Source organism: Pseudomonas sp. Emmai, assembly GCF_055179735.1.
The window spans coordinates 3,766,303-3,790,685 of record NZ_CM143685.1; the positions used below are offsets into that span (position 1 = coordinate 3,766,303).

General features: G+C 62.0%; 21 protein-coding genes. 15 read left to right on the plus strand and 6 right to left on the minus strand.

Going from position 1 to position 24,383, the window contains the following annotated elements; genetic code table 11:
• Nucleotides 1-13: 13 nt before the first annotated feature.
• Entirely contained in the window at nucleotides 14-1,324 is a 1,311-nt protein-coding gene (locus ACY4LX_RS17265) for an ABC transporter substrate-binding protein (RefSeq protein ID WP_463257188.1), read from the minus strand.
• Nucleotides 1,325-1,568: 244 nt separating this feature from the next.
• Here ACY4LX_RS17265 and ACY4LX_RS17270 point away from each other — a divergent pair, with 244 nt between their 5' ends.
• Nucleotides 1,569-2,459 carry a helix-turn-helix domain-containing protein gene (locus ACY4LX_RS17270; RefSeq protein ID WP_463257189.1) on the plus strand — a complete coding sequence of 297 codons (891 nt, stop codon included), beginning with the start codon at nucleotides 1,569-1,571 and terminating at the stop codon, nucleotides 2,457-2,459.
• A gap of 94 nt (nucleotides 2,460-2,553) precedes the next feature.
• On the opposite strand, the gene ACY4LX_RS17275 is transcribed toward ACY4LX_RS17270, so the two are convergent.
• A complete protein-coding gene (locus tag ACY4LX_RS17275) occupies nucleotides 2,554-3,342 on the minus strand; it encodes a transporter substrate-binding domain-containing protein (protein ID WP_463260612.1) in 789 nt (262 codons plus the stop codon).
• Between the two features lie 57 nt (nucleotides 3,343-3,399).
• Nucleotides 3,400-4,371, minus strand: a complete 972-nt coding sequence (locus tag ACY4LX_RS17280) for an NAD-dependent epimerase/dehydratase family protein (protein ID WP_463257190.1) — start codon at nucleotides 4,369-4,371, stop codon at nucleotides 3,400-3,402.
• A gap of 90 nt (nucleotides 4,372-4,461) precedes the next feature.
• On the opposite strand from ACY4LX_RS17280, the gene ACY4LX_RS17285 reads away from it, so the two are divergent.
• Nucleotides 4,462-5,352, plus strand: coding sequence for a LysR family transcriptional regulator (locus tag ACY4LX_RS17285; protein WP_463257191.1), 891 nt, complete (start codon nucleotides 4,462-4,464; stop codon nucleotides 5,350-5,352).
• Here the strand turns inward: ACY4LX_RS17285 and ACY4LX_RS17290 are convergent.
• On the minus strand, nucleotides 5,345-6,052 hold the full coding sequence (locus ACY4LX_RS17290) for a cupin domain-containing protein (RefSeq protein ID WP_463257192.1): 708 nt from the start codon (nucleotides 6,050-6,052) through the stop codon (nucleotides 5,345-5,347). The genes ACY4LX_RS17285 and ACY4LX_RS17290 overlap by 8 nt on opposite strands.
• Before the next feature lie 61 nt (nucleotides 6,053-6,113).
• Nucleotides 6,114-6,959: a GNAT family N-acetyltransferase gene (locus ACY4LX_RS17295; RefSeq protein ID WP_463257193.1), complete on the minus strand. Its 846-nt coding sequence runs from the start codon at nucleotides 6,957-6,959 to the stop codon at nucleotides 6,114-6,116.
• Nucleotides 6,960-7,187: 228 nt separating this feature from the next.
• Between ACY4LX_RS17295 and ACY4LX_RS17300 the strand changes: the two genes are divergently transcribed.
• The 13 genes from ACY4LX_RS17300 (at nucleotide 7,188) to ACY4LX_RS17360 (ending at nucleotide 23,249) form a co-directional block, all read left to right on the plus strand.
• Complete coding sequence (locus tag ACY4LX_RS17300) at nucleotides 7,188-8,660, plus strand: aldehyde dehydrogenase family protein (protein ID WP_463257194.1); 1,473 nt, start codon at nucleotides 7,188-7,190, stop codon at nucleotides 8,658-8,660.
• A 502-nt stretch (nucleotides 8,661-9,162) separates the two neighbouring features.
• A complete protein-coding gene (locus ACY4LX_RS17305; RefSeq protein WP_149661198.1) occupies nucleotides 9,163-9,831 on the plus strand; it encodes a haloacid dehalogenase type II in 669 nt (222 codons plus the stop codon).
• A 27-nt stretch (nucleotides 9,832-9,858) separates the two neighbouring features.
• The gene (locus ACY4LX_RS17310; RefSeq protein WP_463257195.1) at nucleotides 9,859-11,133 is read left to right on the plus strand and encodes an NAD(P)/FAD-dependent oxidoreductase; all 1,275 of its coding nucleotides are present in this window, start codon (nucleotides 9,859-9,861) and stop codon (nucleotides 11,131-11,133) included.
• A gap of 83 nt (nucleotides 11,134-11,216) precedes the next feature.
• Nucleotides 11,217-12,854: an ABC transporter substrate-binding protein gene (locus tag ACY4LX_RS17315; protein ID WP_463257196.1), complete on the plus strand. Its 1,638-nt coding sequence runs from the start codon at nucleotides 11,217-11,219 to the stop codon at nucleotides 12,852-12,854.
• A gap of 45 nt (nucleotides 12,855-12,899) precedes the next feature.
• Nucleotides 12,900-13,856 carry an ABC transporter permease gene (locus tag ACY4LX_RS17320; RefSeq protein WP_463257197.1) on the plus strand — a complete coding sequence of 319 codons (957 nt, stop codon included), beginning with the start codon at nucleotides 12,900-12,902 and terminating at the stop codon, nucleotides 13,854-13,856.
• Nucleotides 13,853-14,728, plus strand: coding sequence for an ABC transporter permease (locus ACY4LX_RS17325; protein WP_123597926.1), 876 nt, complete (start codon nucleotides 13,853-13,855; stop codon nucleotides 14,726-14,728). Before ACY4LX_RS17320 ends, ACY4LX_RS17325 begins: the two co-directional genes overlap by 4 nt.
• Before the next feature lies 1 nt (nucleotide 14,729).
• Nucleotides 14,730-16,571 carry an ABC transporter ATP-binding protein gene (locus ACY4LX_RS17330; protein WP_149661194.1) on the plus strand — a complete coding sequence of 614 codons (1,842 nt, stop codon included), beginning with the start codon at nucleotides 14,730-14,732 and terminating at the stop codon, nucleotides 16,569-16,571.
• Nucleotides 16,568-16,876 carry a (2Fe-2S)-binding protein gene (locus ACY4LX_RS17335; protein ID WP_463257198.1) on the plus strand — a complete coding sequence of 103 codons (309 nt, stop codon included), beginning with the start codon at nucleotides 16,568-16,570 and terminating at the stop codon, nucleotides 16,874-16,876. The genes ACY4LX_RS17330 and ACY4LX_RS17335 overlap by 4 nt, the downstream gene beginning before the upstream one ends.
• On the plus strand, nucleotides 16,858-18,234 hold the full coding sequence (locus ACY4LX_RS17340; protein ID WP_463257199.1) for an FAD/NAD(P)-dependent oxidoreductase: 1,377 nt from the start codon (nucleotides 16,858-16,860) through the stop codon (nucleotides 18,232-18,234). The genes ACY4LX_RS17335 and ACY4LX_RS17340 overlap by 19 nt, the downstream gene beginning before the upstream one ends.
• Nucleotides 18,231-19,385 carry an NAD(P)/FAD-dependent oxidoreductase gene (locus tag ACY4LX_RS17345; protein WP_463257200.1) on the plus strand — a complete coding sequence of 385 codons (1,155 nt, stop codon included), beginning with the start codon at nucleotides 18,231-18,233 and terminating at the stop codon, nucleotides 19,383-19,385. The genes ACY4LX_RS17340 and ACY4LX_RS17345 overlap by 4 nt, the downstream gene beginning before the upstream one ends.
• Nucleotides 19,382-20,539, plus strand: coding sequence for an acetylornithine deacetylase (argE, locus tag ACY4LX_RS17350; protein WP_463257201.1), 1,158 nt, complete (start codon nucleotides 19,382-19,384; stop codon nucleotides 20,537-20,539). The genes ACY4LX_RS17345 and argE overlap by 4 nt, the downstream gene beginning before the upstream one ends.
• 145 nt (nucleotides 20,540-20,684) lie before the next feature.
• Nucleotides 20,685-22,142, plus strand: a complete 1,458-nt coding sequence (locus tag ACY4LX_RS17355; RefSeq protein WP_463257202.1) for an NAD-dependent succinate-semialdehyde dehydrogenase — start codon at nucleotides 20,685-20,687, stop codon at nucleotides 22,140-22,142.
• Nucleotides 22,143-22,169: 27 nt separating this feature from the next.
• The gene (locus ACY4LX_RS17360) at nucleotides 22,170-23,249 is read left to right on the plus strand and encodes a tartrate dehydrogenase (RefSeq protein WP_463257203.1); all 1,080 of its coding nucleotides are present in this window, start codon (nucleotides 22,170-22,172) and stop codon (nucleotides 23,247-23,249) included.
• 122 nt (nucleotides 23,250-23,371) lie between these two features.
• Here ACY4LX_RS17360 and ACY4LX_RS17365 read toward each other — a convergent pair whose 3' ends face one another.
• On the minus strand, nucleotides 23,372-24,298 hold the full coding sequence (locus tag ACY4LX_RS17365; protein WP_463257204.1) for a 2-hydroxyacid dehydrogenase: 927 nt from the start codon (nucleotides 24,296-24,298) through the stop codon (nucleotides 23,372-23,374).
• Nucleotides 24,299-24,383 lie beyond the last annotated feature (85 nt).

Genomic DNA, 24,383 nt, shown 5'->3' on the forward strand with positions numbered 1-24,383 from the left:
GAGTGTCGTGGCGTTATTTGGGATACCCGGCGCGCTTCATTTCACGCTCGGTGCTCTGCTGGGCGTTGGCCAACGCTTGCTCCACCGACATCTGCCCGGTCAGCGCCGCGGACAATTGCTTGCCGACCGAGGTGCCGATGGCCTGGAACTCGGGAATGGTCACGTACTGGATGCCGACGTAGGGCACCGGCTGCATGGACGGGTGCGCGGGGTCGGCGTTCTGCATCATTTGCAACGTGACTTTGGCGAAGGGGGCGGCCTGCAAATAGGCATCGCTGTAGGTGGACATCCGCGTACCCGGCGGCACGTTGCTGATGCCGTCCTTCTGCGCGACCAGCTGGATGTATTCCTTGGACGTGGCCCAGGTCACAAAGGCCTTGGCGGCGTCTTTGTGTTTGGAACTGGTGGGAATCGCCAGTGACCAGGCATACAGCCAGGACGAGCCCTTGTCCGTGACTTGCGTCGGTGCTGCAACGAAGCCAACCTTGTCCGCGACATTGCTCTGGGTCTTGTCCGTGATAAAGGAGCCAGCGACGCTGGCATCGACCCACATCGCGCACTTGCCGCTGTTGAACAGCGCCAGGGTTTCGTTGAAGCCGTTGCTCGACACCCCGGGCGGGCCGTAGCGCTTGAGCGTATCGACGTAGAAATTGGCGGCGGCAGTCCACTCGGGACCGGTGAGTTGCGGTTGCCATTTCTCGTCGAACCAACGCGCGCCAAAGGCATTGGCCATGGTCGACAGCAGCGCGATGTTCTCCCCCCAACCGGCCTTGCCCCGCAGGCACATGCCGTATTGCTCTTTGTCAGGATGGTGCAGCTTGCCGGCGAACTCACCGAGCTGGGTCCAGGTCGGGTGCTCGGGCATGCTCAGCCCGGCGTCTTTGAACAGGTCGCTGCGGTAATAAGTGACGGTGCTTTCGCCATAGAACGGCAGGGCGTAAAGCGTGTCGTTGAGCGAAAGCCCCTGGCGCACCGAAGGGAAGATGTCCTCGACGTCATAGCCGGCGGGCAGGTCCTTCATTGGCTCCAGCCAGTTTTTCGCGGCCCATAACGGCGTTTCGTAAGTGCCGATGGTCAGCACGTCGAACTGCCCACCTTGCGTGGCGATGTCAGTGGTCAGGCGCTGGCGCAGGACATTTTCTTCCAGCACCACCCAATTGAGCTTGATCTGCGGATGCGCGGCCTCGAAGGTTTTCGACAGCTTTTGCATGCGGATCATGTCGCTGTTGTTGACGGTGGCGATGGTGACGGTATCGGCAGCCTGGGCGAGCAGGGCGCAGGAAAAACCGGCGGACAGCAACAGCGCGTGGGGCAATAGCTTCATGGTGTTCTCCGCTCTGCGGCGTGGGCAGCAGAATCTTTTATTGTTGTAATCCGGGATGGCGCAGCGATTACACCAGCTCCCCAAGGCCCTCACAAATCAACGGCACACGCCCCACTGATACTTTTTTAACCGCACGCGCCGGCGGCAAAAAAGTATCAGTAGTCGCCGATCATTGCGCTAGGCAACCCACACGCCTTAGTGTGAATCTTGCTTGACCGACAAGAATAAGAAGGACGCGATAGTGATGAGCCAGTACGCCACCGCGGACAAACAGCCCGCGCTCGAAGTCATCCTCAACGAGCCGCAGCACAGTTTTCGCTGGTATCAGCATGACTATCCGTTCGACCTGGCGCGCTGGAATCATCATCCCGAGTTCGAAATCCACTTGATTCGCGAAGGCAGCGGTCGGCTGTTGGCGGGTGATTACATCGGCCTGTTCGAAGCCGGGCATGTGGCGCTGATCGGGCCTGGCCTGCCCCACGACTGGATCAGTGATCTGGGCAAAGGCGAGGTGATCGTGGGGCGTGACGTGGTGTTGCAGTTCGATGGTCAGGCAATGATGCAATTGCGCAACCTGGTCCCGGAGCTCAATGAGCTGCAAAGCCTGTTCCGGCAAGCAGCCCGGGGGATCGAGTTCAGCGGCGGGACACGCAAGAAGGCCGCTGAGCTTTTGGAACAGATCGGCCAGAGCCAGGGGTTTGAACGGTTGTGCCTGTTCCTGTCGTTGCTGCAACTGCTGGCCTCGGCGCCCGACAGCCAACGAAAAACCCTCGCCAGCCTGCAATATGCGCCGATGCTTGATGCCCTGACGGCCCAGCGCATGAGCATCGTGTTCGACTACATCCTCAACGACCTCGCCGACGAACTGCGCCTGTCCGTCATCGCCCAGCGCCTGGAAATGAGCGAACCGGCGTTCTCCAAATTCTTCAAACGGGCGACCGGCCACACCTTCGTCGACCTGACCCGCAAACTGCGGGTCCAGCGGGCCTGTCGTCTGTTGGCGCAAAGCAACCTCAGCGTCGCCAACATCTGCTTCGAAGTGGGTTATGCCAACCTGTCGAATTTCAATCGGCACTTCCGCCATGAAATGCAGGAGACACCGAGTGAGTATCGGCAGCGGTTGCAGGCCGGTTAAAGCAGATCGGACGCGGCCGCAACGCAAGCTTCATGACCTGTGGCGAGGGGGGCTGCCCCCTCGCCACAAAAGCCCCTAAACCATAAGAGCATGATTATTGGCCAGGGTTTGCCAACCACTCGCCAACCACTTTCTGATAATTCCCAGTCACCTTGCTCAGATGCAACCACTGATCAACATACTGCTTCCACGCCACGTCATCCCGCGGCAGCAGATAAGCCTTCTCGCCATACTGGAAATACTGGCTCGGGTTCACCGCACACAACCCAGGCTTGAGTTTCTGCTGATACAGCGCCTCGGACGCATCGGTAATCATCACGTCGGCTTTCTTGTCCAGCAGCGCCTGGAACAGCGTCACATTGTCGTGCAGCAGCAACTGCGCCTTGGGCAGGAAGGCATGGACAAACGCTTCATTGGTGCCACCGGCCGGTTCAATCAGCCGCACTGCCGGCTGGTTGATCTGCTCGATGGTCTGGTAACGCGCCTGATCTTCGCAGCGCACCAACGGGACCTTGCCATCGACATCCAGCGTGCTGCTGAAGAACGCTTTTTTCTGCCGCTCCAGCGTCACCGAAATCCCGCCCATCGCGATGTCGCATTTGCCCGCGAGCAGGTCGGGCATCAGGGTCTTCCAGGTGGTTTGCTCCCATTTCACCTTGGCGCCCAGGCTGTCAGCCAGCGAGCGGGCCATCGCGATGTCGATGCCTTCGTACTCGCCGTTTTCAGCCTTGTAGGTGTAGGGCTTGTAGTCCCCGGTGGTACAGACCGTCAGCACGCCTTGCTGCATGACGCTGTCCAGGTGCGAAGGGGTTTCCTGTGCCTGCGCGCCCAATGGCAAGGCGAGCAGTCCACAGAGGATCAGCGTGGTTTTTTTGTTGTTCATCGGTTCGGCGCTCACTTTCAAATCCTATGAGAGGTGCGCCGAGTATCGCTGAAAATTTCAATGGTTGGGGAGGGAAAGGCAGCCCAGACCTTGCAGGGTGGCTTCGATCGCTTGCTCCAACGGTGTGTGCGGCTCGGTTCCGAGCACCGCCAGCAAACGGCTGTTGTCCATGCGCAGCGGGGTTTGCCACAGGTAGCGCATCTCCAACAGTTCACGCAGGGTGGTCATGAACGGCGAGACCAGCCGCGCCAGCCACCACGGAAAGGCGCGCAGTTTCGCCTGCCCGCCATTACGTTCGACACAGCGCGCGATGGCGCTGGCGATCTGCGTGCCATCGGCGTCCCAATGCCCGTCCATATGGAAGGTAGAGAAGGGCGCCAATTGCCCCCGACGGTTGAGCAATTGCACGACGGTCTGCGCGACATCCGGCAAATACGACCACTGATGGCCAACGCCGGGATCGCTCGGCAAATTGATGCGTTTCACCGCTTGCCCAGGCTTGATCATCCCTTGGGAAAACCAACTGTTGCCGGCCTGCGGACCAAAGAAATCGCCAGCGCGCAGCACAATCGCCCGCGCGCCTTTTTGCGTTGCGGCGAGCAAGCGTTGTTCGAGCTGGACGCGGATCTGGCCTTTGCGGGTCAGTGGGTGCTGCGGTGAATCCTCGGTCAACAGCGGGAAGGCGTCCGGGCCGAAGTTGTAGACCGTGCCGGGCAACACCACCGTGGCGCCTTCTTTCAGCGCGGCGGCGATGGTGTTGTCGATCATCGGCAGCACCCATTCATTCCAGCGACGATAGCCGGGTGGATTGACCCCGTGGATCAGCACGCTGCACCCCTGCGCGGCGCGCATCACGTCCTCGCGGTTCAGCGCATCGCCACGCAGATAGAGAATGCCCTCGCGGGTTTCACTGCTTTGCGCGAGGCCGCGTTGCAGCGCCTGGACCTGCCATCCCGCGTCGCGCAACTGACGCGCCACTTCACCGCCGATACCGCCCGTTGCACCCAGTACCAGAACTTTCTGCGCCATATCACGTTCTCCACAATTGAAATCCATTTTGGCGCCAGGCGCGGAATGAAAGAAATTGCGGAATATCAACCACTATCTATACATTTATGTATGACTAAAAATATCGGTTGGGAACTCTATCGAAGCTTTCTGGCGGTGCTGACCCATGGCTCGCTGTCGGCGGCTGCGCGGGCGCTGGGCATTACCCAGCCCACGGTGGGTCGCCACGTTGCCGAACTGGAAGCCTCGTTTAAACAGACGTTATTCACGCGCTCAAGGACCGGCTTGATGCCGACCGAAGCCGCGTTGACCTTGCGCAGTTACGCCGAGGCCATGCACAGCAACGCGGCGGCGCTGGAGCGGGCAATGGCCGGGCAGGGCCAAACCACTGGCGGCACCGTGCGCATTACCGCCAGCGAAGTGATTGCCGTGGAAGTGTTGCCGCCCGCGCTGGCACGACTGCGTCAGGCGCATCCGCAACTCACTATTGAACTGGTGGCCACCAACCGCGTGCAGGATTTGTTGCAACGCGAGGCCGACATCGCGGTGCGCATGACCGCGCCGAAACAGGAGCAACTCATCGCTCGCAGTGTCGGCAACGTCAAGATCGGGCTCCACGCCCGGGTCGACTATCTGCAGCAGTTCGGCACGCCGGCACTGCCGGCCGATCTGGTTGGGCACACCATGATCGGCTTCGACACCGAGACACCGTTCCTGCGCGCCGCCAGCAAACAAGTGCCCGGCTGGAGCCGTGAAGGCTTTGCCCTGCGCAGCGACAGCGACCTGGCGCAACTGGCCCTGATTCGGGCGGGCGCTGGCATTGGTTTTTGCCAGTCGGCCGTGGCCAGGCGCGACGCGAATCTGGTGCAGGTATTACCCGAACACCTGACCTTCCAGCTGGACGCCTGGGTCACCATGCACGAAGACCTGCGCAACAGCCCGCGCTGCAAGGTGGTGTTTGACGCCTTGGTCCAGTGTCTGCTGGCGCATACCGCTATTTGACCGCATATACCTTGCGCACATAGCGCGAGCTTTTCCACGCGCAGGGCGCACCTTGCGGCACGAACACGCTGTCCCCGGGGTTGACTGTCACGCTTGCGCCGTCGGGCGCGAGCAACGTCACGCTGCCTTCGAGCAAGTGCATCAGTTCATTGAGCTTGTGCGCACGGCCATGACGTTCGTAAGGCGTCGAGTCCCAGACGCCGACGCGCAGATCGGTCGCCTCGTCTTCAAAGGCGTTGCGTGACCGGCATTGCGGCGTCGGACCGATCAGGATTTGCGCTTGCGGTGCTGCCGAAGGCGAGAGCATTGCCAGTGGATCAAGCAGGGTCAGGCCGGGTGTCGGCACGGCGGTGGTCATGGCACAAAAGGCCCATTGCGTAGCGGCGTGCGCTTCGATCCGCAGCGTGGTCCCGCGACCGATCACCGCGCTGGCTCCCACGCCCAGTTCCAGCGTCTGGTCCGGGGTTTTCAGCTGCACATGGCCGGCGTGGACCACGAGCACTTCGGTGTGCGGAAAATCCTTGATATCCAGTACTTCGCCGGTTTCCACAAGACCTGCAGATATGCCGTCATTACCGGACCAGGCGACCCGGCGAGTATCCATAAACGGATCGGTCGCACTCAACGGCAGCGTTTTGAAAGGCGTGACAACGCGGCTGCCGTCGGCGCGCGCCAACAGCAGAACGGTAGGTTGGGACATACGAGTGACGCTCCATACAAATAAAGGTGTGGGGTGACGTGGGTTCGATCAGGCCGAGCGATCAGCCGATGGCTTGGGTGACCACGGCAAACTGGAGCACGCCGTCGGCTGCTTGCGGCGGGGTGCCACGGGCCATTTGTGCGACGGTGTCGATCTGTTTGAGCCCGGCGGTTTCCAGCCAGTCGCTCAGGCCGTTGTCCGCCGGAATGTCGATGCGTACGAAGGTGTCCGGGACCTGGGCCAACAACGTTGCGATCAGGTGTTGGGCCTGCTCCAGGTTTTCGGCAACCACCGGGCCGACGCCGCGACCACGGCCGTAGGGACGCAGCATGGCGAAGGCGCGCACCTGGCCGTCACGCTCGATGACCACGGCGTGCTCGATGACATCGAACAGGTCGCTGAGCACGGCGTGTCGATCCATTCCGGTGCTGGTGTTGGCCAGTTTCAGCACTCGGGCCTTATCGGCGTCACGCAGTGAGCGACAGGTTTCACCGTCAGCCAGCGGCGCAGGAGCGGGTGCTTGCGCCAGTCCTTGATGTTGCTGAATCCGCCCGAATTCCACAAAGCCCTGACTGACATACAGCGGCGCACCGGCGAGGGTCGCGTTCAATACTGGCGTGCGATTCTGGCAAGCATCCAGTGCCTGCTCCATCAACTGGCGACCGATGCCTTTGCCTTGATAGTCGTCGCTGACAATCACCAGGCCAATGGTGGCGAAATCCCCTTGAGGGCAGGTGAACGCCGTGCCGATCAGACGCTCGCCATCCAGCGCGACAAAGCCGTCGCTGATGCGCAGCACCATGGCCCAATCGTCCAGCCGATGGGGCCATTTCAGTTGCACGGACAAGGCATGGGCCGCCGGGAGATCGGCAGCAGTCATCGGGCGATAAACATAAGGGGCGGGCATGGCGAGTCTCCGTTAGCGGCCGGTTTCCCGGCGTGATGGTGCCTGTATCCCATCTGCGTAAACGCCTGACAAGAGGGCTCGGAACATTCGGCAGATTCCGCGAGGCTGAGGCCACAAGACCACACTTACTACTTAATTGCACGGCAAGGTCGGCAGCAAATGCTTGGGCTTTTTTTCTACGATGGAAGCCTGAATCAACGACTCGCCAGCCCTATTTTGGAGTGCTCCATGGATAGCTTCGATCCTCGTCTTATCGCTGTGCGCAGCGCTCACTTTATCGGCGGCCAATACCGCGACGCTCAACCCGGACTGGAGGTCGTGCGACCGTCAGACGGTCAGGTGTATGCCGGGTTGCCGATTGCCGATGCCGACCTGGTGGATGAAGCCGTCAACAATGCCTGGCAGGCGTTCAACCGCAGCGATTGGGCCAGCCGGCCGCCCCGGGAGCGGGCGCGGGTCATGCGCCGTTGGGCTGACCTGATCGAAGCGGATGCCGAAATCCTCGCGCCACTGGAAGCCGTCGGCTCGACCCGCCCGCATAAAGATGTGATCGCCTGGGACATTCCTTATGTCGCCGAAGGCATTCGCTTTTTTGCTGAACTGGCGGACAAGCACGGCGGCCAGGTCGCGGCAACCCAGACCGACCGATTGGGCATGCAGATCGCCGAACCCTATGGCGTGATCGCGGCCATCGCGCCGTGGAATTTCCCGCTGAGCATGGCCTCCTGGAAAGTCGCCCCGGCGTTGGCCGCAGGCAATGCCGTGGTGCTCAAGCCTTCGGAACTGACACCATTCTCCAGTTTGCGCTTTGCCGAACTGGCGTTGCAGGCCGGTGTTCCGGCGGGGATTTTCAACGTGGTGCAGGGCGATGGTCGCGTCACGGGTGACGCCTTGTGCCGTCATCCGCGAGTCGGCAAGGTGACCTTTACCGGGTCCACCGCGACCGGGTCGAGCATCATGTCCACGTGTGCGTTGGTGGGGCCGAAACCGGTGACGCTGGAACTCGGCGGCAAGAGTCCGCAACTGGTGTTCGCTGATGTACCGGACATCGCGAAAACCGTGCGCACCGTGGCGCTGGCCATTACCGGGAATGCCGGGCAGGTTTGCGTGTCCGGTTCGCGGCTGTTGATCCAGCGTTCGATCATGGAGCCGTTTATTGCGCAGTTGCAGGCGTACTTCGAAGCGCTGCGCCCCGGCCCGACCTGGTCGCCCGAGAGCACGCTGTCGCCGATCATTTCCCGGCTCCAGGCCAATCGCATCGACGGCATTGTCCAGCGCTCGCGCCAGGCCGGGGCCGAAGTGCTGACCGGCGGCGGATTGTTCGATGGGTTGGGCGGTGCTTACTACCAACCGACGTTGCTGGCCGGCCTCGACAACCAGAATCCGGCGGTCTGCGAAGAAATCTTCGGCCCGGTGCTGACGGTGCAGGCGTTCGATGACGAAGAGCAGGCGCTGAGCCTGGCCGCCCACGCCACCTATGGCCTGGCGGCGGGTGTGCACACCGCCGACATCAATCGCGCCTTGCGACTGGTGCGCAAGCTGGAGGCGGGGACGGTGTGGGTCAACCGTTACGGGCGCAGTAACGACTATATCCTGCCGACCGGTGGCTACAAGCGCTCGGGCATTGGCAAGGATTTGGGGCGTGAAGCCTTCGAAGCCAATTTGCGCTTCAAGAGCGTGCTGATCGATATCGTCCAATAACACCACATCCCCTGTGGCGAGGGAGCTTCCTCCCGCTGGGGTGCGAAGCGCCCCCAAAACCAGTCACCACATTTTTTCAGGTAATACGCATTCGCGGGTTTTGCGACCGCTTCGCAGTCGAACGGGAGCAAGCTCCTTCGCCACAGGTTATCGGTCAGCCATCTAACCGCATCTAAACGGGCGCCTTCTCAGGGAAGCGCCCGTTTTCATTCCGCCCGACGCAGTTTCTGCGGCCAATCGCGGCACAGGCCGGCCGCACAGGGCTATAAAGGTCCATAAGAGCGCACAAATACGGGGTTTGCCCAAGGCTGGAGCGGGCCGCAAAGTCTGCTGAGGGGGGTGGCTAAAACGGTGGTTTGTATCGAGCAGAGGTCGCTTTTAACGCCATCTGCTGATTTCACGGTGTTGTAATGACGGTGTGCTGCAGCGTTGCATCTGAGCCTTACCCACGACGCGAATGCCAGTCACGCCATGACCTCAACGAACTTCAGGACCGCACTCAATGAGCTTTCTTCGCCCCAAATTCATTACGTTCGACTGCTACGGTACGCTGACCAATTTCCACATGGGCACGATGACTCGCGAGCTTTTCGCCGATCGCGTCAAACCCGAGCAGATGGATCAGTTCGTCAAGGATTTCTCGGCCTATCGCCTGGACCAGGTCATGGGCGACTGGATGCCGTACGACGAAATTCTCAAGACCGCCCTGGCCCGGACCTGCAAGCGCTGGGGCATCGCCTACCGCGACGAAGGCCAGCTGTATTACGACGCCGTGCCGACCTGGGGCCCGCACCCGGACGTCCCGGCCGGCCTGTCGAAAATCGCCGACAAAATCCCCCTGGTGATTTTCTCCAACGCCAGCGACAGCCAGATCATGTCCAACGTCGACAAACTCGGCGCGCCGTTCCACAAGGTCTTCACCGCCGAGCAGGCCCAGGCCTACAAGCCGCGTTTGGCCGCGTTCGAGTACATGCTCGACAACCTCAACTGCGGCCCGGAAGACATCTTGCATGTGTCCTCCAGCTTCCGTTACGACCTGATGCCGGCCCACGACATGAAGATCAAGAACAAGGCCTTCGTCGCCCGTGGCCATGAAGTGCCGGGCAACGCGTTCTACGGCTACCAGCAGATCACCGATATCGGTGGGCTGGCTGCGTTGGTTGGTCTCTGAGTCTCTTAAGGCACAAGGGGTTAGACAATGGGCAGTGAATCCTACTGGCTCGACACCGCACCGGCCTTCACCGGTGCCCAGCTCGGCGGGTTGCCCGGGCAGGTCGACGTGGCCATCGTCGGTGGCGGTTTCACCGGTTTGGCGGCGGCTCGGGCGTTGGCCTTGAAGGGCGCCAGTGTGGTGGTGCTCGAAGCCGGGCGGGTGATCGGCGAAGCCTCGGGGCGCAACGGTGGCCAATGCAACACCGGGGTGGCCCAGGATTACGCCGGGCTCAGCGCCAGCCTCGGTGCCGACAAGGCGCGAGCTTATTACCAGGCCTATGAAAGCGCGGTGCAGAGCGTGGTGTCGCTGGTGGAACAGGAGCAGATCGCCTGCGACCTGATCCGCAACGGCAAGCTCAAATTGGCCGCCAAGCCGATGCACTACGAAGGCCTGGCGCGCACCTGCGAATTGATTCGCAAGGAAGTCGATGCCGAGGTCGAGTTGCTGTCCGCCGAGCAGACTCGTGCTGAAGTGAATTCGGCACAGTTCCACGGTGGCTTGCTGCAACGCAACGGCGTGCAGATGCACGTCGGGCGCTTCGGTGTCGGGCTGGCCGAGGCTGCGGCGAGGCATGGCGCGCTGATCCACCAAGGCACTTCGGTGCTGGACTGGAAAGCCCGGGCGGGCGGCTATCAGGTCAACACCAGCAAGGGTTCACTGCACGCGGGGCAAGTGTTGCTGGCGACCGGCGCCTGTCAGCACGGCGGTTTGGGCTGGTATCGGCGGCGGATCGTGCCGGTGGGCAGTTTCGTCATCGCTACCGAAGTGCTCTCAAAAGAGTTGATCGATCAACTGCTGCCAGGCCGCCGCGCCTATGTCACCAGCCGCATGATCGGCAACTACTTCCGCCTGACCCCGGACAACCGCCTGCTGTTCGGCGGCCGTGCCCGGTTTGCCATGTCCGACAGCGTCAATGACGCCAAAAGCGGCAAGGTGCTGCAAGCGGCGATGGTGCAGATGTTCCCGCAGTTGGCCAACGTGAAGATCGATTACTGCTGGGGCGGACTGGTGGACATGACCTCCGACCGACTCCCCCGGGCCGGCCAGCACGGCGGTATTTATCACTCCATGGGCTACAGCGGCCATGGGGTGCAGATGTCGGTACACATGGGCCAGGTCATGGCCCAGGTGATGGCTGGCAAGGTCGAGGCCAACCCCTGGCGCGAACTCGACTGGCCGGCGATCCCCGGGCATTTCGGCAAGCCGTGGTTCCTGCCATTCGTGGGCGCTTATTACCGCTTCCAGGACTATTTGCATTGAGTTGATGTTGTGGCGTCACCGTCGTTTGCGTTTCAACGCCCCGGACAACCGGAGCCTTCTCCTTCTCGACAGGTACAACTGATATGACTGACAACAAGATCGACTCACCCCTGATTTCCGGCCAGGACAGCCTGCGCGTGTTCGAAGGCCTCAATCGTGGCATGTCGCGCCGTCACGCCCTGCAAATGCTCGGCGTGGCGGGTGTGGCCGCTGCGGGCGCCGGCAGCCTGTTCGGCGCGGCGGGCAAGCTGTTTGCCGAAGAGGCCGCGGCACCGGGCAAAGGCAAACCGGGCGGACGAATTCGCGTCGCCGGCATGTCCAGTTCCACCGCAGACACCCTCGACCCGGCCAAAGGCGCGCTGTCCACCGACTACGTGCGCCACTTCATGTTCTACAACGGCCTGACCCGTTTCGACACGCACCTGGTGCCGCAACTGGAACTGGCTGAACGCATCGACAACACCGACGCGACGCTGTGGACCATCACCCTGCGCAAGGACGTGACCTTCCACAACGGCAAGACCCTGAGCGCTGCGGATGTGGTGTTCTCGCTGTCGCGGCACAAGGATCCGTTGACCGGCTCCAAAGTCATGCCATTGATGGAACAGTTCGCCGAGATCAAGGCCACCGGCACCAACGAAGTGCAGATCCGCCTCAGTGCGCCGAACGCCGAGCTGCCGTCGATCCTCGCCGTGTCGCACCTGCTGATCGTTCCCGAAGGCACCACCGACTTCAACGCCGGTATCGGCACCGGGCCGTTCAAGGTCAAGGAATTCAAACCGGGCGTGCGCTCGATTGCCGCGCGCAACACCGGTTACTGGAAACCGGGCCTGCCGTATCTGGACGAGATCGAGTTCATCGCGATTGCCGATGAACCGTCCCGGGTCAACGCGCTGCTGTCGGGCGATGTGCACATGATCAACGAGGTGAACCCGCGCTCCACTACCCGGATCAAGGCCAGCGCCAAGCACCGGGTCGTCGATGCACCGTCGGGCAACTACACTGACTTGATCATTCGCCAGGATCAGATGCCGGGCAAAAGCGCGGAATTCACCCAGGCCATGAAGCACCTGATGGACCGCGAACAGATTAAATCCGCCGTATTCCGTGGCTTTGCCGTGGTCGGTAACGACCATCCGATTGCCCCCGGTTCGCGTTATTACAACGCCGACCTGCCGCAAACCGTCTACGACCCGGAAAAAGCCAAGTTCCTGCTGAAGAAGGCCGGTATGGAAAGCATCAGCATGCCGCTGGTGGCTTCCCCGGCAGCTACCGGATCGGTGGACATCGCCGTGCTGTTGCAGCAATCGGCGAAACAGGCCGGGCTCAAGCTCGACGTCAATCGCTTGCCGAGCGACGGCTACTGGTCCAACCACTGGATGAAGCACCCGCTGAGCTTCGGCAACATCAACCCGCGACCGAACGCCGACGTGATGTTCTCGCAGTTCTTCCAGTCGAAGGCGCCATGGAACGAGTCCGGTTGGCAGAACGACCAGTTCGACCAGCTGCTGATGCTCGCTCGCGGTGAAACCGACGACGCCAAGCGCAGCAAGATGTACGCGGACATGCAAACCCTGGTGCATGACCACTGCGGCATCGGCGTGCCGGTGTTCATCAGCAACATCGACGGCGTCGACCAGCGCATCAAAGGCTACGGCAGCAACCCGCTGGGCGGTTTCATGGGCTACATGTTCGCCGAACAGGTCTGGCTGGACGCTTGATGGATGGTCGAGTGGTACGTCAGGGACAGTGCAGGAGGGTAGGCGATGAATAGCAACACACTGTGGTTGATCGGCCGGCGCCTGGGCGCCGCGATCGTGACTTTGTTGATCGTGTCCATGGTCGTGTTTGCGATCACGGCGGTCTTGCCGGGGGACGCGGCGCAACAATCCCTCGGGCAGTTCGCCACGCCGGAACAGGTGGCGGCACTGCGCCTGAAACTGGGGCTCGACCAGCCCGGTGTGCTGCGTTATCTGCACTGGTTGATGAGCCTGCTCAGCGGCGACATGGGGTTGTCGGTGTCCAACGCGATGCCGGTCACCGACTTGATGGCGGGCCGGGTGCCGAACACCCTGATGCTGGCGGCCGCCACGGCGCTGGTGTCGGTGCCGGTGGCGTTGATTCTGGGCATCGGTTCGGCGATGGGCCGGGGCGGGCGCATCGACAGCTTCCTGAGCTTCTTCACCCTGGCCATGGTCGCCGTGCCGGAGTTTCTGGTGGCGACCCTGGCGGTGCTGATTTTCGCGGTGAACCTGGGCTGGTTGTCGGCGCTGTCCTACGCCAGCGACATCACCTCGCCGTGGCAATTCATGCGCACTTACGCCTTGCCGGTGATGACGCTGTGCTGCGTGATCGTCGCGCAAATGGCGCGCATGACCCGCGCCGCCGTCATCGATCAACTCGACAGCCCCTACGTGGAAATGGCCCGGCTCAAGGGCGTCAGCCCGATGCGCATCGTGCTGCGCCACGCCTTGCCCAACGCGATCGGGCCGATTGCCAACGCCATCGCCCTGAGCCTGTCGTACTTGCTGGGCGGGGTGGTGATTGTCGAGACGATCTTCAACTACCCCGGCATCGCCAGCCTGATGGTCGATGCCGTGACTAACCGCGACATGGCGCTGGTCCAGGCCTGCACCATGTTGTTTTGCACGGCGTACCTGGGGTTGGTGCTGATTGCCGACCTGTGCGCGATTCTGTCCAATCCGAGGCTGAGAAACCAATGAACAATCTCATTGTGAAATCGACGCCTGCGACCCCCGACCTGTCGGTTGGCAAGGTGTCCCATGGCCCGGCCTGGCTGGGCCTGATCGGGGCCGCGATGTGCGTGATCTGGTTGCTGGTGGCGATCTTCGGCCCGTGGCTGGCACCGCACCCGGTCGGTGAAGTGGTCTCCGACAATGTCTTCGATAGCATCAGTGCCCTTTACCCGTTTGGCACCGATTACCTTGGGCGCGACATGCTCAGCCGCGTTCTGGTCGGCGCGAAGTTTACTGTCGGCCTGGCGTTGATCGCCGCCGTGTTGGCCAGTGGTTTGGGCACCAGTTGTGCGCTGCTTTCAGTGGTGTCGCCGAAGTGGCTGGACGAAGTGATCAGTCGCTTGATGGACGCGTTTATCTCGATCCCGAGCAAGATGCTGGCGCTGATCATGGTCTCGGCCTTCGGCTCTTCGGTGACCTTGCTGATCTGCACCGCCGTGCTGAGTTTCACCCCCGGCGCCTTCCGCATCGCCCGCAGCATGGCGGTGAACATCGAAGCCCTGGAATACGTGCAAGTCGCCCGTACTCGTGGTGAACGCCGCTTGTACATCGCCTGCGTGGAAATCCTGCCGAACATGCTCAACCCGGTGCTGACTGACCTCGGGCTGCGCTTCGGTTTTATCGTGTTGCTGCTCAGCGGCATGAGCTTCCTCGGCCTGGGCGTGCAACCGCCGGACGCCGACCTCGGTTCGCTGGTGCGGGAAAACATCGGTGGCCTCAACCAGGGCGCGCCGGCCATCGTGATTCCGGCGCTGGCCATCGGCACGCTCACCATTGGTGTGAATCTGTTTATCGACAGACTGTCGTCCCGACGTAGTCGCCGTACGGGAGGTCATTGAAATGAGTGAATTGATTCGAGTCGAAGACCTGCGCGTAGTCGCCTGTGGCGAGCGTGGCGAGGTGGAAATCGTCAAGGGCGTGAGCTTCGCCCTGGAAAAAGGTGAAGTGCTGGCGTTGATCGGCGAGTCCGGTTCCGGCAAGACCACCATCGCCCTGGCACTGCTGGGCTATGCCCGGCGCGGTTGCCGGTTGTCTGGCGGCGTGGTGCAGGTGGGCGAGCACGACATGCTGGCACTCAGCGAAAAGGAATTGCAGGGCCTGCGCGGCAACCGGGTGTCGTACATCGCGCAAAGCGCGGCGGCGGCGTTCAACCCGGCGAAGAAATTGATCGATCAAGTGGTGGAGGGCGCGTTGATCCACGGCCTCGGCAGCCGTGCGGTGCTCGAAGCCAAAGCCATTGAACTGTTTCGCGACCTGGCCTTGCCGGACCCGGACCGCATTGGCCAGCGATACCCGCACCAAGTTTCCGGCGGGCAACTGCAACGGGTGATGGCGGCCATGGCGCTGATCAGCGATCCATTGCTGGTGGTGCTCGACGAACCGACCACCGCCCTTGATGTCACCACCCAGATCGACGTGCTTCGCGCCTTTAAACGCGTGGTCCGGGAGCGTGGGGCGACGGCGGTCTACGTGTCCCATGACCTCGCCGTAGTGGCGCAAATGGCCGATCAAATCGTCGTGCTCAACGGCGGCCAGATCTTCGAGCAAAGCGCCACCGCGCCGCTGCTCAAAGGCCCGGCCCACGAATACACCCGCAGCCTGCTGGCCGCCGCGCGGCCCGACACGACGATTCGCCCACCCTGCGGCGTGGCGGAAGATACGCCGTTGCTGACCATCCAGGGCCTGACCGCCGGCTATGGCAACAAGAACATGCAAGGCATGCCGGCGATCCGCGTGCTGGAAGACATCGACCTGACCGTGCGCCGGGGCCAGGCCATCGGCGTGATTGGTGAGTCGGGTTCTGGCAAATCGACTCTGGCGCGGGTGGTGGCGGGATTGCTGACCCCGGCGTTGGGCGGACTGACCTTCGATGGTCAGCCGCTGGGCGGCAGCCTTTCCGAGCGCACCGACGAACAGTTCCGCCGCATCCAGATGGTGTTCCAGAACGCCGACACCGCGCTCAACCCGATGCACAGCGTCAGCACCATTCTCAGCCGGCCGTTGAAGATGTATTTCGGCCTCAAGGGCGCTGCGTTGCGCGAGCGTATCGGCGAGTTGCTGGACCTGGTGCGCTTGCCCCGAACCATGGCCGAACGTCGGCCGAATGAACTGTCCGGCGGGCAAAAGCAACGGGTCAACCTGGCCCGTGCCTTGGCGGCCAAACCGGATCTGATCCTCTGCGATGAAGTGACCTCGGCGCTGGACACGGTGGTGGGGGCGGCGATTCTCGAACTGCTACGTGACCTGCGCCAGGAGCTGGGGGTTTCCTATCTGTTTATCAGCCACGACATCTCCACGGTGCGGGCGCTGTGCGACGACATTGTAGTGATGTACAGCGGCCACAAGATCCAGGCCGGCACTCGGCAATCGTTTGCCCAGGCACCGTTCCATCCGTACACCGATTTGTTGATTCACTCGGTGCCGGAGTTGCGTCAAGGCTGGCTGGAAAACTGCGGCACCACCTGCGGTGAGCTGCCGCCGATTGGTCCCAAAGCGAACGTGCCGGAACTCTGCACCTTCCTCAGCCGTTGCCCGGTGCGGGTCGATGGCCTGTGCAATCGCACCGCGCCAAACCGCCGGATCATCGACGGTGGCAGTGAAATCCTCTGCCACCACGACAGCGCCGAACTGCTGAAAACCCAGCAGGACTTGATCACCATGAGCCAGGGAGCCTATGCATGAAGGGGCGTTTTGTGAGGCTGGCCGAGGAGGGCCGGCCGACCGTCAGCTTGAAGGTGGACGGCGCCGCCATCGAGGCGTTGCAGGGCGACACCTTGATGGTGGCGTTGCTGACCCAGGGCAACGCGTTGCGCCAGTCGGAGTTCGATTCCGGCCGGCGCGCCGGGTTTTGCCTGATGGGCGCGTGCCAGGATTGCTGGGTCTGGACCCGCAGCGGCGAGCGTCTGCGTGCCTGTTCCAATGAGGTCCGCGAAGGCCTGGACATCGTCACCACACAACCGGAGGCGATATGGCCACTGCACGGATAGTCATCGTTGGCGCCGGGCCGGCGGGTATTCGCTGTGCCGAGACGTTGCTGGCGGCGGGTTTCAAACCGATTTTGATCGATGAAAATCGCCGGGATGGCGGGCAGATTTATCGTCGACAGCCGCAAGGGTTTACCCGTAATTACGCCACGCTGTATGGCACCGAAGCGCATAAGGCCCGGGACCTGCACGACAGTTTTGATCGACTGCGCGGTGCTATTGATTACCGCCCGGAGACGCTGGTGTGGAACCTGACGCCGGGGCAGTTGTGCTGCGTCAAGCAGGGCAAGCACACGACGGTGGATTACGACGCGCTGATCCTCTGCACCGGCGCCACTGACCGCTTGATGCCGATTGAAGGCTGGCAGTTGGCAGGCACCTACAGCCTCGGTGGGGCGCAGATTGCGCTCAAGTCCCAGGCTGTTTCTATTGGTCATCGCGTGGTGTTTATGGGCAGCGGGCCGTTGCTGTATCTGGTCGCCAGCCAGTATGTGAAGGCCGGCGCGAACGTGGCGGGGGTGCTCGATACGTCGCCGCTGAGCAAGCGCTTCGGTGCCTTGCCGAAACTGTTGGCACGTCCCGGATTGTTGTTCACTGGAATGAAACTGTTGGCGCAGTTGTATCGGGCAAAGATTCCGGTGCACTCGGGTATTCAGCCCTTGCAAGTACTTGGCGACGCGAGCAGCGGCGTAAGCGCCGTGCGCGTGCGAACCGCAAAAGGTGAAACGTTGAATGTGGAATGCGATGCCGTGGCGCTGGGGTATCACCTGCGCCCGGAAACCCAACTGGCGGACCTGGCCGGTTGCCGCATGCGCTTCGACGAAGCGTCCGGCCAATGGTGGCTGGCGGTGGATGAGGAAGGCCGGACCTCGGTCAGCGGTGTCTACGCCGCCGGTGACGGCTCGAAGATTCGCGGCGCGGATGCCGCTGAACACGCCGGTCGCCTGGTGGCCATGGCGCTGCTGGAAGACCTGCACCAGCCAGTGAACGCCGGATTACGCGACGAAACACGCCAGGCGTTGGCGGTGATGGACCAGTTCCGCCTCGGCCTGGCCCAGGCCTTTCCCTGGCCTGCCGAACAAGCCAAAGCCTTGCCGGACACTGCCATCGTTTGTCGCTGCGAAATGATCAGCGCCGGTGAGTTACGTGCGGTCGTCAGCGAAAAGGGCGCCTGCGAAGTCAATCGGGCCAAGGCCTTCAGCCGGGTCGGCATGGGTCGCTGCCAGGGTCGTTATTGCTCCCAGGCCGGGGCTGAAGTGATCGCGGCAGCGGCAGGTGTCAGCGTGCAACAGGTCGGCCGTCAACGCGGACAAGCACCGGTCAAACCGCTTTCGATGCTCACCGAGGAGGTGTCGCCATGACCGTACAGAAAGCCGATGTGGTGATTGTCGGTGGCGGCCTGATGGGCTCGGCGGCGGCGTTTTTCCTGCGCAAGCGCGGGCAGTCAGTGATCCTGCTGGAGCGCGACCAGATTGGTCAGTACGCCAGCGGCGTGAACTTCGGCAACGTCCGGCGTCAGGGGCGTTATCTCGGGCAACTGGAATTGGCGAATCGCTCCTGGGCGTTGTGGAAGCGCTTGCCGGAATTGATCGACGATGACCTGGAATTCATCGCCAGCGGGCACATGCGTGTGTGTTATCGCGAAGATGAAATTGCCGAGCTTGAGGCTTACGCCGCTGCTCCCGAAGCCGCGCAATTGGACCTGAAAATTTATCGCGGCGCCGAGTTGCGCCAGCGTTTCCCGTTTCTGGGGCCGGATGTGAAGGGCGGCTCCTACGCGCCTCACGATGGCCACGCGAATCCGCGTCTGGCCGCCCCGGCATTTGCCCGCGCGGCACGGCGACTCGGCGCGCAGATCAAGGAACAGACTGAAGTGGCCGAGGTGCAGAAGGTGGGGGGCGAGTTCAGCGTCACCACCACCGACGGTCGCCAGTTCAGCGCCGCACAACTATTGATTACCGCTGGAGCCTGGGGGCAGAAGCTGTCCCGACAATTCGGCGAACCGGTGCCGCTGGACACCCACGGACCGCAAATGGCCGTGACCGAACCGGTGCCCTACGCCTTGCCGACGGTGATCGGCGTCTACACCAAGATCCCAGAAGAAGTGATCTACTTCCGCCAGATCCCCCGGGGCAACATCGTTATCGGCGGCGGCTATCGCAGCAAACCGGACATGCTCAATCGCCGGGCCTATGTCGAGCCGCGCAGCATCCTCAACCAGATGGATCAAATGCGCCGTCTGCTGCCGGGTGTCGGCAACCTCAACATCATCCGCGTCTGGAGCGGCATCGAAGGTTATCTGCCGGATTCCTTGCCGATCATGGGCCCGAGCGGTACGGTCGATGGCTTGTTCTACGCGTTCGGCTTCTGCGGCCATGGCTTCCAACTCGGCCCCGGCGTCGGCGATGTCATGGCAGAACTGATCAGCACCGGCAGCACCAGCACTTCGATTGAGCCGTTCTCTATCCGTCGGTTCGCCCATTTAGCCGAGCAACGGAGCAAGGCCTCATGAAACCCCGTGTACTGGACATTCTCAAACGCCTGATGGCCTTCGACACCGTCTCTTCGGAGTCGAACATGGCCCTCATTGAATACGTACGCGACCTGCTGCTGAGCAAGGGCATTGAGTCGCTGATCGTCAAGGATGAAACCGGCAAGAAAGCCAACCTGTTCGCCAGCACCGGCCCGAAAGAGCTGCCGGGGATTCTGCTATCCGGGCATACCGACGTGGTGCCGGCGGCGGGGCAGGCCTGGACCATGCCACCGTTCCAGGCGACGGTGCAGGACGGCAAGATCTACGGGCGCGGCAGTTGCGACATGAAAGGCTTCATCGCCCTGGCCATCGACGCGATGCTCGACGCCGCCGACCATTCCCTGAGCCGACCGCTGCAACTGGCGCTATCCCATGACGAAGAGACCGGTTGTGTCGGCGTGCGCCGCTTGCTCGACGTGCTGCACCTGACGCCGGTGCGGCCGTTTTTGTGCCTGATCGGCGAACCGACCAACATGCAGTTCGTGCTCGGACACAAGGGCAAGGGCTCGTATCGCACCTATTGCCGGGGCCTGGAGGCGCATTCGTCCTTGGCGCCGCGCTCAGTCAATGCGATCCACGTCGCCTGCGATTTCATCGCGGCGCTGCGACAGAGCCAGCAGCAACTGCAAGAGCAGGGCGCCCAGGATGCCGACTACGACGTGCCTTACAGCACCGTGCATGTCGGGCAGATCGGCGGCGGCCGGGCGCTGAACATCGTGCCGAACCTCTGCACCCTGGACTTCGAAGTGCGCAATCTGCCGGCGGACAATCTGGATCAGTTCCTGGAGCAGATGCAGGAACGCGCCGAACTGATCGTGCGCGAGGCGCGGTTGTTGTCGAGCGTGGCGGCGATCGAGATTGAAACCCTCAACGTCTATCCCGGCCTCGATACCCATCCGAGTGTTGAAGCGGTGCGTTTTCTTAAAAACTTCGCTGCACCGGATACCGGCACCGCCAAGGTGTCGTTCGGCACTGAGGGCGGTTTGTTCAAGCAACGTCTGGATGTGCCGGTGGTGGTCTGCGGACCCGGCTCGATTGAACAGGCGCACAAGCCGGACGAATTTATCGAGATCAGCCAGATGGAGGCCGGGGAGCGGTTTTTGGAAGGTTTGCTCGGTTCCCTGAAGTTGTGATCATCATTCCCACGCTGCGCGTGGGAACGATCATCTGCCGTTCCACCGCCAATTTCAGCATCCGACACTGTCCTCAAATCGCTTTCAGCATCCTCCGCCGCCACACCGCCATAGACTTGAGCATGTCTCGGATCAGGACTCGACCATGCTCAAGAATCGTTTGAAAGACCCCAGCCTGTTGGCAGAACTCGCGTATGTGGACGGGCAGTGGATCGGCGCCGACAACGCCGCAACCCTGGACGTCATCGACCCCGCCAGCGGCCAATTACTCGCCCGCGTCCCGGCCATGCAAGGCGCGCAAACCCGGCGCGCCATCGAGGCCGCCGACAAAGCCTGGCCAGCCTGGCGCGCACGTCCGGCGGCGGAACGTGCGGCGCTGCTGGAGCGTTGGTATCAGGCCATGATCGACAACCTCGACGACCTGGCGCTGATCATGACTTGTGAACAGGGCAAGCCGCTGAACGAGGCCAAAGGTGAAATCCGCTACGGTGCCGGTTTCGTCAAATGGTTCGCTGAAGAAGCCCGGCGGGTCTACGGCGAAACCATGCCGGCCCCCAGTGGCGACCGCCGATTGCTGACGCTCAAACAACCGGTGGGCGTCTGCGCCGCGATCACCCCGTGGAACTTCCCCAACGCGATGATCACCCGCAAATGCGCGCCGGCATTGGCGGCGGGTTGCCCGATCATCGTCAAGCCCTCGGACCTGACGCCGCTCTCGGCCCTCGCTCTGGCGGTACTGGCGGAGCGAGTGGGTATTCCGCCCGGTGTCTTCAACGTGCTGACCGGTATGCCCGCCGGCATCGGTGAAGAGCTGACCAGCAACCCGACCGTGCGCAAGATTTCCTTCACCGGATCAACCGCTGTCGGCCGCTTGCTGATGCGCCAGAGCGCCGAGCACATCAAGCGCTTGAGCCTGGAGCTGGGTGGCAACGCGCCATTCATTGTCTTCGACGATGCAGACCTGGAGCAGGCCGTAGCCGGGATCATGCTCAGCAAATTCCGTAACGCCGGGCAAACCTGCGTCTGCGCCAACCGGATTCTGGTGCAGGACGGCATCTATGAACGCTTTGCCCAACGTTTGGTGGAGGAGGTCGGCAAGCTCAAGGTCGGCAACGGCCTCGACGCTGACGTCACCATCGGCCCGTTGATCAATCCGGCAGCGGTCAACAAAGTCGCCCGACACATCGACGATGCCCTGAGCCAGGGCGCGACACTGCTCTGTGGCGGTATTCCCGAGGGCGACAACCAGTTCGTGCAGCCCACGGTGCTCGGCGATACCCACGCAGGGATGCTGCTGGCCAACGAAGAAACCTTCGGCCCGGTCGCGCCATTGATGCGTTTTACCTCTGAGGCGGAAGCCCTCTCGCTGGCCAATGCCACGCCTTACGGTCTGGGTGCCTACTATTTCACTCAGGACCTGCGCCGCTCATGGCGTTTTGGCGAGGCGCTGGAGTTCGGCATGGTCGGGCTCAACACCGGGATCATTTCCATGGAAGTCGCGCCGTTCGGCGGTATCAAGCAATCGGGCCTGGGCCGCGAAGGCAGCAAATACGGTCTGGATGAATACCTTGAAGTCAAAGCCTTCCACATCGGCGGGCTGTAATTCACAGACACTGGGGAGGCACGATTGATGAGCAAGACATTCAGAATCGCCGCGATTGCCGGCGATGGTATTGGCAAGGAAGTGCTGCCGGAAGGCCTGCGGGTGCTGGAGCAGGCGGCGAAGAAATGGCAGCTCGATTTGCACATCGAAGTGCTCAACTGGGCGCACTGCGATTACTACCTGGAACACGGGCAGATGATGCCCGACGACTGGTTCGAACAGCTCAAGGGTTTTGATGCGATCTACTTCGGCGCCGTGGGCTGGCCGGACAAGGTGCCGGATCACATTTCCCTGTGGGGCTCGCTGCTGAAATTCCGCCGCGACTTCGATCAATACGTAAACATCCGCCCGGTGCGGCTGTTTCCGGGTGTGCCGTGCCCGTTGGCCGGACGCAAGCCGGGAGACATCGATTTCGTGGTGATTCGCGAGAACACCGAGGGCGAGTATTCCTCGGTCGGCGGCAAAATGTTCGAAGGCACCGAACATGAGTTCGTGCTGCAAGAGTCGGTGTTCACCCGCCGTGGCGTCGACCGGATTCTAAAATTCGCCTTCGAACTGGCCCAGACCCGGCCGCGCAAACGGCTCACGGCAGCGACCAAATCCAACGGAATTTCCATCAGCATGCCGTACTGGGACGAGCGCACGGCGTTGATGGCGGCGAACTACCCGCAGATCACTTGGGACAAGCAGCACATCGACATTCTGTGCGCGCGGTTTGTGCTGCAACCGGATCGGTTTGATGTGGTGGTGGCGTCGAATCTGTTTGGCGACATTCTTTCCGACCTGGGGCCGGCGTGTGCCGGGACTATCGGGATTGCGCCTTCGGCCAACCTTGATCCGGAGCGGCGCTTTCCGTCGCTGTTTGAGCCGGTGCATGGCTCGGCGCCGGATATCTATGGGCAGAACATCGCCAACCCGATTGCGATGATCTGGTCCGGGGCGTTGATGCTCGACTTCCTCGGCAATGGCGACGAGCGCTATCGCGCGGCCCACGATGGAATTCTGCAAGCCATCGAACGTGTGATTGCCGATGGGCCGATCACACCGGATCTGGGCGGGAAGGGCTCGACCCAAGACGTCGGCAAAGCCATCGCCGAGCGCCTTTGAATGATCGTTCCCACGCGGAGCGTGGGAATGCCTCAACGGACGCTCCGCGTTCGGCTCTGGATGGGACGCGGAGCGTCCCGGGCTGCATTCCCACGCGGAGCGTGGGAACGATCTATCTACCTCTAATAACCCTGGGTGCGGTCGATCTGGCCCACCATCGGCGCCCCCCGCTCAAACCGCCGAATATTCTCCAGCAACACCCCAAACGCACTCTCCGGCTGGGTCATCGCGGCAATATGCGGCGTCAGCAAAATCTGCGGATGCACCCAGAACGGATGATCCGCCGGCGCCGGTTCTTCCTGCAGCACATCCAGCACCGCGCCACTGAGTTGCCCACTGTCCAGCGCTTGCAGCAGATCACCTTCCACCAGATGCCCGCCACGACCCATGTTGATCAGCGCCGCTCCATGAGGCAGTTGGCGGAATAATTCACGATCTAGAATTCCCTCGGTCTGTTCAGTCAGCGGTAACACGCACAACAAAATATCGCACTGGCTGAGAAACACCGGCAGTTGCTCGCGGCCGGCAAAGCAATCCACGCCCGCCACCTGATGCGCACTGCGCGCCCAACCCTTCAGCGCAAACCCCAACGGCTGCAATGTCGCCAGAATCTGCTGCGCCTGCGCACCCAGTCCCATCACACCCACCCGACGCTTGCTCGCCGGTTGCAGCAGATGCGCCTGCCAACACCGCGCCATCTGCTGCTGCCGATAACGCAGCATGTCGCGATGCAGGCTCAGCACGGCAAAACTGGCGTACTCACACATGCCACGGGTGATGCCCGGATCGAGCAGACGCACCACCGGCAAACTTTCAGGCAAACGGCTGAGATCCAGTTGATCAACCCCGGCAGACAGCGCAAACAGCACCTTCAGATTCGGGAGCAAAGCCTCCAAATCATCCGGCGCCTGCCATGCGGCCAGGTATTCAATCTCGGACGGATCGCCAATGTCCGGCCAGGCGCGCCATTCGATATCCGGGGCGTGTTCGGCGAACAGCGCTTGCCACTGTTCGCCGCGCACAGGGTCAGCTTTATAAAGCAGGGCCATGGGCAATTCCTGAATGGGTAAAGGTGCTTTCATCATCGCCCAACGCCAGCGCAGGATCTGTCGAAAGGGCCGGGTTAAACGGCTT